The following is a 9,866-nucleotide window of genomic DNA, read 5'->3' as shown; positions in this document are numbered from 1 at the left end:
ATGTGGCAAACTATGAGAGAAAAAACTGGACTAAAGAAAGTGGTCTGGAATATCCAAGTTGGTACAGGCAGAAAAAAGCTTTAAAGGATCATTTTTGGTATAAAAGCCTCCCTTCTCAGACGGCACAGGAAGTATTGAAACAGCTGGGTGACAGCTGGAAGTCCTTCTACGCACTGAAGAAAACAGGAGTCATAGAAAATCCTAAACCTCCTAAATTCAAACACTCAAATTTCAATATAAGATATCTCAATAAAGGTTTTGTACTGCAGGACGGAACTTTAAGGCTGTCGCTGCCTAAAAAACTGAGAATATACCTGAAAGAAAAGTACAGCATTACAGACAGGTATCTGTTTTTAAAAATGCCTGCCGGCAAAGAAATTGCAGGCGCACCAAAGATAGTGGAAATCATACCCCTGCCAAATAACAAAAAATATAGTTTAAATATCATAGTAGAGAAACAGGATGTCAAATTAAAAGAGAACAATGGTATTTACATGGGTATCGACCTGGGGGTGAACAACCTTGTTACAGCATATATATCAACAGGAAAAACCTTCATCATATCAGGAAGACAGCTTTTAAGTATAAATAGGTACTTCGATAAAAAAATATCTTATTATCAGTCAATTTCAGATGCACAGCAAAGTTCTAAAGGTATAAAACACCCGAAGAAAAGTAAGAGAGTAAGAAAACTTTATGAGAAAAGAGCCAAGCAGGTAAATCACGTACTGCATACAGCAGCAAAGAAAGTGGTAGAAACAGCTGAAAAACATAATGTATGCAAAATCATTGTAGGTGATATAACAAACATACGTGAAAATAAAAGCTTTGGAAAAGTCAATAATCAAAAGTTTCATAAATGGTTCTACAAAAGGCTGACAGATAAAATAACCTATAAAGCTGAAGATAGAGGTATTTCTATAGAAAAGCAGGAAGAAAGCTTTTCAAGTCAGTGCAGTCCAAATGTAAAAGAAGTATCAAAGGAATATGCCGAAAGATCTAATAGAAAATACAGGGGCTTATATAAGGAAAATAACAAAATATACAATGCAGACTGTGTAGGATAGAGAAATCTATACCAGCAGTAGTGGGTTTGGATACCCCGGAGATGTATCGGTGGAGCTCTATCATGGGGTTTATTGGGAATCCGAAGCTCTCCATTTCAATGGAGATGTAGTTCACCTGAATTAAAAAATTCAATTACTGAATATGAAAATAGTGCGGGTGAAGAAACTAAATTAGAGGAGTATTTACAACAGGTATCATTGTATACTAACGAAGATATTCAGGAAAATAGGGATAAGGTAAAAATGATGACAATTCATACAGCAAAAGGATTGGAATTTCCATATGTCTTTATTTGTGGATTTAATGAAGGAATATTTCCAAGTAGGAAAACAAATACAAAAGAAAAGATGGAAGAAGAACGTAGATTGGCATATGTAGGATTTACTAGAGCAGAAAATGCATTATTTCTAAGCGATGCGGAAGGTATTAATCGTGACGGAAGTTATAAATATCCATCAAGATTCATTTTCAATATAGATAAAAAGTATCTAAATTATGTGGTAGAATTAGAAGAAAATTTTATTGATAATGCAAATGATTTTATAACTAACTCTGAAAATATTCTCAATAGAAACAATAATATTCAGTTCAATGTGGGTGATAGGATAATTCATAAATCTTTTGGTGCTGGCAAGATTATTAAGATAGATAATATTAATTCATCTTATGTTATTAAATTTGATAATTCAGAAACATATAGTAATATTTCATTTTCTATGAAATTAGAAAATGAAAATAGTGATAATTTTAAAGATAATTCTATTGATGGACAAAAGAATTTAGAAAATAAAATAATTTTGGAGATAAAAAATGAAAGTAATAATCAAATAAAAAATTGGATAGAAAGTGCTAAAAAATATATTTGATTTTATTGAACTTGTCCCAAAAATGTGTTTTAATAAAAGAAAGTAGAATATATTTTGTTATAAAATTCATTGGATATATTTCCCAAATGTTTTATAATTATATTATGGTCAAATATAATATAAGGAGATGTATTTAATGGATAAAAAAAATATGCTATCTAATAATAGCAACAAAAAAAATAAATCCAAAGAAAATAAACAAAAAATACTACTTAATGAAGGAAATAATATTAAGAGTAATAAGACAATTAATAGTGATATGCTCAATAATGAGCGACAAAAAAACAAGGGGGATAAGCATATGGAAAATGTAATTGACAGAGAAAAAAATATAAATGATGAATATAATCAAATGCTAAAATTAAAAAAAGTGGGAAAGAGTTTAAAAGATTTATTAAATATTGATCAGGAAGATATAAATAAAGCAATAAAGGAAATGCGTAGTGAATGGAAGTAATAGTTGATACCAATATATTAATAGATGCAATATTTGATCAATTAAATTGTGAGGATTGCTGGGAAATATTACATTTGATTCGTAAAAAGGATATAACTCCTATTATGTCTAAGGGATTATTGAAGGAATATATTTTTATACCTTCTAAAGTTGTAATAAATGCTTTGATAAAAACATTAAACCAAAAAGGATTTATTGATTCAGTAGTCGAGGAACTTATGGCAACTCTATATGATTGTTATAGTGATGTATGTGAAATGATTATAAATAATTCAAAGATTGTTAATGTTAGTTCAAGAGGTAAATTCTGTATTGAAGATCCAGAAGATAATAAAATTATAAATTTGGCGATAGATTCGGATTGTCCTATCATAATTACAAAAAATGATAGGCATTTTGAGTGTGTGTATCATAAACAAATAAAGACTTGTACTGGAAAACAAATAGAGATATATAATCCGAATAATTTTATAAATATGATGCGAAGATAAAGAAAATTCGTATATTAGGTTAAAATTAATATAGACTTAGAGAGAAAAATCTCAGGTCTTTTTATATTGCAAAAAACAACCCGAATTTTAACCATGGAAAAAGCCAAATTATTATCAAATTTTCTAAAACTCTTTCTGTAATAAAATAAAAATGTGTTGTAGTATCCTGTTTTCATTTGATACGGTCAGAGCAGGATAGTATAATAAAATCATAGGGTGACGGAAAATAATAGCATCAAGTGGTGACTATTTTGGAGGTAAGATATGAAAAGTAAAAAATTAATGTCAATAGTGGTAGCAGCAGCCGTATGTGTGTCATTTCTGGGAACGGCTAAATTTGCGGGAAATAATGTTGCAAAGGCGAATACACAGACTACACAAACGGTACAAGCTTCAAACAGCAGTAATGTAATAAGGCTTGGAGGAACGGATAGGTATGACACTTCCGTAAAGATATCCCAATATGGGTGGAGACAGGCTGATACGGTATTTATAGCTGGTGCAGAACACGATGCTGACTTTGCAGATGCTATAGCAGGGACACCACTTGCACATAGCTATGATGCACCAATACTTTTAACCAGAGCAGCCGCACTGCCAGACAACATAAGTGAGGAAATAACAAGGCTTTCACCTAAAAATGTATATATACTTGGTGGTACGGGTGTTGTTTCATCAAATATAGAGAATGGTTTAAAAGCTAAAGGTTACACTGTTACCAGAATAGCAGGAAAGGACAGGTATGAAACTGCAATTGAGATAGCAAAACAATTGTGGGCCAAATATCCAAGCTCCAATACTGGCGCAATTTTAACTACAGGGCAACAATTTCAATATGCTCTTAGTATAGCTGCTTCAGCTGATGCACCAATATTATTTTCAGATGGCAATACAATAAATTCCAAAGTTGCGAATTTAATTGCCAGCAACAAAAATATTCGGAGCATAGAAGTAGTTGGTGGCGATAAGGTAGTACATTTAGGTGACTATTATAAAAACAATCCTTCACTGTTTTTAATAGACAATTATAACAGCGTATCTGAACTTGAAAAAGGTACGAAATTGGAGAATGTTCATGGAATAGCTGTTGCCAGCGATACGATTTTCCCAGATGCACTTTCGGGAAGTGCCCTGGCTGCAAAACTGGGCTATGTTCTAGTATTAAGCAATGGAACTGATTTTTCATATACTATAGAACCTCTTGAAAATGTATTGTCCTCAGCTATATTTCTTGGAGGAACGGGTGTAATCTCCGATGGTTTGCCTGGAAAGATATCTGCTATATTTAACAAGGACATTCCATCTAATCCCGACGGATTGAAAGACTCTGATGAGGTACCTTTTACTGATGAAAACTTGAAGAAGGATGTTGAGAAAGCACTTGGTAAAACTAATGTAACTCTTGCTGATGCTAAAAAAGTGTTAAATCTAACATTAAATGATAATAATGATTTAATTGATCTTAAATATTTCCCAAATTTAATGGTTTTGACAATGAATGGTGGGTCTATTAGTAATGTTGACTATATGACCAATTTGCATAATTTAGAGTATTTACATTTAAACAACTGTAAATATGATTTGGATTCTTTAAAGTCATTAAAAAATACAACAGTAATTGCTGATGGACAAATAATATCTAGAACTAATTAAATATATTAAACTATATGGTATGGGTATAACTAGCTTCAAATTTAAAGCTGGTTATATTTTTTTGAAGAAAATTTTATCAATTATCCTTTCCTTTATTTAAAAAAATAAATTATAACCAAAATTTTCACCATGAAAATAAACAAGAAATAATCAAATTTTATAACAGTGAATTCGGGATATAGTGAAAGTATAAATGGAGAAAGGAGGTATGTTATATAAATGATAAAATTGAAAGAAAAAAATGTGAGAAGAAGACTTCTGGCATTTTTCGTATGTGTAGGTATTGCGACCGTTGCAGTTGCTAATGTAGTAGGCAGCAAAACAGCCGCCTATGGGAGGAATGGAAATTGGGATATCTATAAATCTGATGGATTTTTAATAAAAGGCTTAGATAAGATTTTTGCAAGGACTGTTAAAAATAACCCTGAAAGTCAAGATAGTAACAAAAACACTCACGTTGTACAAGTATACATGGATCTATATGATAAGAATTATAGTTCCTATACTGTGATAAATTCCTTGTCAGATGGTAAGCCTATCGGAGATTCTTCGATCCCTGAAGTCCCTTCAGATCCCCAAATTCCTAACAAAGAGTTATATCTAGATAATACAATGTTTACAGATTCTAATGGGCAAAAGAAGGTATCAGCCTGGTACAACAGCACATACGGACCGTTTATCGATTCAGAGGTAGGCAATTCCAGCGAGGCATCACAGGAGGAAGATTCGGTTGATTTTACTAATTTGCTGTTTCCTGAAGGAAACGATAGAGCATATGTTATATCCACGGAATCTGTATATCATCTCAGAGACGCTAAAGCTATTGCCACTTTATATGGCTCTAAATATCCAATTCTGTTATCTAGTTCGCAAGATTCTAGTTTAGCTAGAAAATTGTCTAATATGAAAGCAAAACATGCAATCTTCCTCGGGGGGACAGGCACCAATCAGGGGCCTGCAGCATTTGATAATTTGACAGGTATAGGTACTACCGGCACCGATATGGTGAGAATAGGTGGTACAAACTATGCCCAAACTGCCAGGTTTGTAGCACAATTGCCAAGTAATGTCTATGACTTCCCAGAGCAACCTGAGAATAATCTAAGCAAATATTATTCTTTAAGTGCTGATAATTCTGTGAGTGAGAGTGTTGTAAGTTCTATATCCCAGAAGCTGCAGAGTAATGATTTCACCGGTGCTGTAAAATTAGCCTTATCCAATAAAATAGGCAATTCTAATCCACGGGCAGAGACAAATGTACAGTCTGGTATGCCAGCTTTAGTTATAGGCGGTTTTGACAAAGATAATCCACCAACTGGAGATGAGAAAGATAAGCAAAAAGAGAAATATTTAAAGATTTATCTTTGCGATCCATCGACAGGTCAGATAGTTTTTCAATATTTCACAGCAGGTTTTAAACTTGTGCCATCGACAACAGGAAATGGCTTAGTAAACCTCACCGTAAGGGTAAGTCCAAAGGATGCGGGCACAGTCACTCTTGATGGAAAGGCAAGTCAAGATGGTAGTGTAACGGAAAATAAGCAACTTGTAAATGGGAAAGCTAACTTTAAGGTTACACAGACTCCTAGTACACAAGCACCACAGCAAAGCCACTGGGAATTTGACCACTGGGGTGTCCTAGATGGGGATAATGTGACGCCAGATAATAGTGGAAATGTAGCAATAAGCAAAAGTACAACATTAGTTGCCTATTACAAGCTTATTTCCGACGCAAAGGATAAAATCTATGGTGATGAAAGCTCTGTACTTACAGTTAAAGCTACCGTTGATGCTGCATGGTATAGAAAGAATGAACCCCACAAGGCATCGGATACGGGTGCAACAATAGCCAAGGAAGGTCAACGTGTTACCTTCACTGTAAATACATCTTCAGATGATTTTAGATATCCTATAACCGACAGCCGGGGATGGCAGGATGATCATACGCCAAGCACTGTTATTTACAATAGAGACGGATTCTATGGTATTTTATATGGTCGGGGAGAGGAATCTCACGATTTTGGGCACTGGGTGCATCACAGAGATGATGATTACTGGGTGTCCCACTGGAAGTACCGCCAGGATTACAAGGGTACCATATACAGAAAACCAGTACAATATTTTTCAGCACAGAGGCTGCAATTTATATTCCCGGATGAAATCAGCCATACAACAGGAAAAGGACTTAACAGCGCCTTAAAGGACAATACGAATTTAGTCCCTATTACACCTTATATGGAATGGTATATTCAGTCAACTCCAACATTTTCGTCAAGGTATACTGATGGGCAGATATGGAAATATAATACTGAAAAAGTGGATTTTGATGTACCTCTTACCACTCCGGTAACTATAAAGGACAACGGTGTTAGGATAAGAGATCCATATATAATTAAAATCCATGCTATTGAGACAAATGGCTATATTACAGCAGATACTACGGTTAAGCTTGATATAAGGGGAAACATATATCAGGGTATATATACGACACCTATAGGATAGAGATATAAGCAAAAAGGAATTGTTTATTTTAAGCAATTCCTTTTTTATGTAAAATTTTATCTGTATAATTTTTAAATTCTATGGTATAATATTGGTAATAAAAAAGTGGATTATAAGTTCAGCCTGTTTGGTTAAGTTACGTAATTCACAATTTATGAATGATAAACTTTTTCGTCAATATGTTATTATCGGGTGCATAATGTATCCGATTTTTAATTTAAACAGAAAATAAGAGAGGTTATAGTATGTTTAAAGTTGATATTATAGGCAGAGTAGATAAAATGAGAATAACTAAAAATGATATATTATTACCATTATATGAGGCTATAGTGAATTCATTTCAGTCAATTGAAGAACTAAATGAGATCAATGATGATAAACAGATCGCTATTAATATTTTAAGAGATATGAGACAAGAACCACTTGAAAATAAGGATAAAGAAGAGAATTATCCAATAATTGGTTTCATAATTAGAGACAATGGAATAGGATTCAATGATAAAAATTATGATTCTTTTTTAACTTCAGATTCTACTTATAAAAAGCAAAAAGGTGGAAAAGGAATAGGAAGATTTACTTGGTTAAAGACTTTTACCGATATAAGTGTAAGAAGTGTATATGTTGATAAAAATAATAAAAGGAAAATTAGATCTTTTTCTTTTGTTTTAGATAGTGATCCTATTAAAAATTTGAAAGATGAATATACGCAAGATGAGTTATTTACAGAAGTTAGGCTAGAAAATATGAAAGATGAGTATAGCAGTAAGCTTCCCAAGACTAAGGATAAAATAGGCATGAAAATAATAGAGCATTGTCTAGCATATTTTATTCAAAAAAATTCACCTAGGGTAATTATTCAGGATAACTTTGGAATGATTGATTTAAAAAAGAAGTTTAAAGAAAGTTTATCTATAAATATGGAAGAAGAAAATTTTGAAGTTAAAAACAATAAGTTTCATATATATCATATCAAGTTATTTGAATCTGATGATAATAAAAATAGAGTTCATTATTGTGCTAATTCTAGGGAAGTTAAAACTGAGCCTCTAAATGAATTAATACCAGATCTAAATGGAAAGATAAATGACGGTGATAGAGATTTTGTATATTCTGCATATGTATCTGGAAAATTATTTGACAATATAGTTAACGATGAAAGAACTAATTTTAATTATAGTTTACTGGAAGCAAATTTATTAAATAAATATGAAATAACAAAGAAGGATATAGAAACTGAAGTTGTAAGTACTATATCGAATCATTTGAAACAGTATTTAGATCCTATAAAAAAAGAAAAAAGAGAATATATAGAGGCTTATATAAAAAGAGAAAGACCGGAATATAGACCTTTATTAAAACATAAGCAAAAAGAAATATCTAATATTAAGCGTAATATAAAAAAAGAAGATTTGGATTTGGAATTATTTAAAATTCAACAAAAGTTTAAATATGAAGTTAAAAAGCAAGGAGAGGAATTTTTAAGTAAAAATAAAGTCAAAAATATAAAAAATATAGATGAATATAAAAGAAAATATGAAGAATATGTAGAAAAGGAAAATGAGTTAGGTAAATCTACATTAGCAGAGTATATAATACATCGAAAAATAGTAATAGATTTATTAGAAAAATCCTTGAATATAAACGCCGATCGTAAGTATGTATTGGAATCTTATATTCATAATTTGATTTTTCCTATGAAAACTATATCGGATGATATTGATTATGAAAATCATAATTTATGGTTGATAGATGAGCGTTTAGCATATCATTATTATTTGGCTTCTGATATAAAGATGAAAGATATTGAGAATATTAGTGTAAATACAGATGATCGTGCAGATATTTTAGTAATTGATAATGCAGTTGCTTTAAGTGATGAAGATAGTAAACCGTATAATGCTTTGACAATTATAGAATTTAAAAGGCCTATGAGAGATGATTATACAGATGAAGAAAATCCAATAAATCAAGTTTTAAAATATACAAGAAATATAAGAAAAGGAAATGCCAAAGATAAAAATGGTAGGAATATAATCATCGCTGAAAATTCACCTTTTTATTTATATATTATTGCGGATATAACCCCTAACCTTGTAGAACAAGCAGAAAATGCTACATTAACAAAAACGCCAGATGGAATGGGGTTCTTTGGATATAATGATTCGAAAAATTTAAATGCATATATAGAAATAATTTCATATGAAAAATTATTAGAAGATGCAAAAAAAAGAAATCGAATATTATTTGATAAACTTTTTAAATAATTGAGAAAAATAGTTGTATATACTATGTTCCATCTATAAGGTATATAAGGTAATTTTTTAATACTGTTAACGTGCAAGAGAAAAAACAGGGGATTACTTAAAAACAAGTAGTTCCTTATTTTTATGCCTTAAAATACCACATATTAAGTATATAGAGAATTAGCAAATACCCTGTAAAGGTAACGATTAGTATTGGCCGTGTGGCCGACAAAAAATGAAAGGTGGAATTTTTTATGTTAAATGCATTGTTGTCAAAATTAAAGAAAGAACAGAATGGTTTGTATATGTTAAATTTATCATCCCAGATAAAAGAGAAAAATAGGAAAATAGAGTTACAAAATGAGCTTTTGAAATTCCAAAATACTAAGATTTCAGAATTAAATTCAGATATTTTAACAAAAAGGACGTAATTCTCTTATCTTCTATAAGTGGGAGATGAATAGTCCTTGTTATTTTAGGTTCGATTCCTAAAATAATAACTACTTGACGAATTATTATATATGATGTATTCTAAAATCAGTGGTAAATATATAAATGAGGTAAAATAAATGGATTTAGATACAAA

Annotated in this window: 8 protein-coding genes; all 8 read left to right on the top strand. The window is 31.3% G+C overall.

Going from position 1 to position 9,866, the window contains the following annotated elements:
- Positions 1-1,067: RNA-guided endonuclease InsQ/TnpB family protein (locus LN736_RS18420; protein WP_229982184.1), on the top strand; the 1,067-nt coding region annotated here is incomplete at its 5' end.
- Between the two features lie 72 nt (positions 1,068-1,139).
- Complete coding sequence (locus tag LN736_RS18415) at positions 1,140-1,934, top strand: 3'-5' exonuclease (RefSeq protein ID WP_229982183.1); 795 nt, start codon at positions 1,140-1,142, stop codon at positions 1,932-1,934.
- A 136-nt stretch (positions 1,935-2,070) separates the two neighbouring features.
- On the top strand, positions 2,071-2,391 hold the full coding sequence (locus LN736_RS18410; RefSeq protein WP_150358688.1) for a hypothetical protein: 321 nt from the start codon (positions 2,071-2,073) through the stop codon (positions 2,389-2,391).
- Complete coding sequence (locus LN736_RS18405) at positions 2,382-2,882, top strand: putative toxin-antitoxin system toxin component, PIN family (protein ID WP_150358687.1); 501 nt, start codon at positions 2,382-2,384, stop codon at positions 2,880-2,882. The genes LN736_RS18410 and LN736_RS18405 overlap by 10 nt, the downstream gene beginning before the upstream one ends.
- 264 nt (positions 2,883-3,146) lie before the next feature.
- A complete protein-coding gene (locus LN736_RS18400) occupies positions 3,147-4,535 on the top strand; it encodes a cell wall-binding repeat-containing protein (protein WP_150358686.1) in 1,389 nt (462 codons plus the stop codon).
- A gap of 219 nt (positions 4,536-4,754) precedes the next feature.
- A complete protein-coding gene (locus LN736_RS18395) occupies positions 4,755-7,037 on the top strand; it encodes a hypothetical protein (RefSeq protein ID WP_229982182.1) in 2,283 nt (760 codons plus the stop codon).
- Positions 7,038-7,282: 245 nt separating this feature from the next.
- Positions 7,283-9,301 carry an ATP-binding protein gene (locus LN736_RS18390; RefSeq protein ID WP_150358684.1) on the top strand — a complete coding sequence of 673 codons (2,019 nt, stop codon included), beginning with the start codon at positions 7,283-7,285 and terminating at the stop codon, positions 9,299-9,301.
- A gap of 233 nt (positions 9,302-9,534) precedes the next feature.
- Positions 9,535-9,711 (top strand): hypothetical protein, encoded by a 177-nt coding sequence (locus LN736_RS18385; RefSeq protein WP_179977730.1) that lies wholly within the window; start codon positions 9,535-9,537, stop codon positions 9,709-9,711.
- Positions 9,712-9,866: the final 155 nt, after the last annotated feature.

It is taken from the genome of Clostridium aromativorans, assembly GCF_020908015.1.
GTDB classification, from domain to species: Bacteria; Bacillota; Clostridia; order Clostridiales; family Clostridiaceae; genus Clostridium_B; species Clostridium_B aromativorans.
Note: the sequence above shows the minus strand (reverse complement) of the source record. Positions and strands in the feature narration are given on the sequence as shown.

Excerpts from the sequence above, each read along its gene's own strand:
- LN736_RS18410 (WP_150358688.1), top strand. The coding sequence starts at position 2,071 with ATGGATAAAAAAAATATGCTATCTAATAATAGCAACAAAAAAAATAAA.
- LN736_RS18405 (WP_150358687.1), top strand. The coding sequence starts at position 2,382 with ATGGAAGTAATAGTTGATACCAATATATTAATAGATGCAATATTTGAT.
- LN736_RS18400 (WP_150358686.1), top strand. The coding sequence starts at position 3,147 with ATGAAAAGTAAAAAATTAATGTCAATAGTGGTAGCAGCAGCCGTATGT.
- LN736_RS18395 (WP_229982182.1), top strand. The coding sequence starts at position 4,755 with ATGATAAAATTGAAAGAAAAAAATGTGAGAAGAAGACTTCTGGCATTT.
- LN736_RS18390 (WP_150358684.1), top strand. The coding sequence starts at position 7,283 with ATGTTTAAAGTTGATATTATAGGCAGAGTAGATAAAATGAGAATAACT.
- LN736_RS18385 (WP_179977730.1), top strand. The coding sequence starts at position 9,535 with ATGTTAAATGCATTGTTGTCAAAATTAAAGAAAGAACAGAATGGTTTG.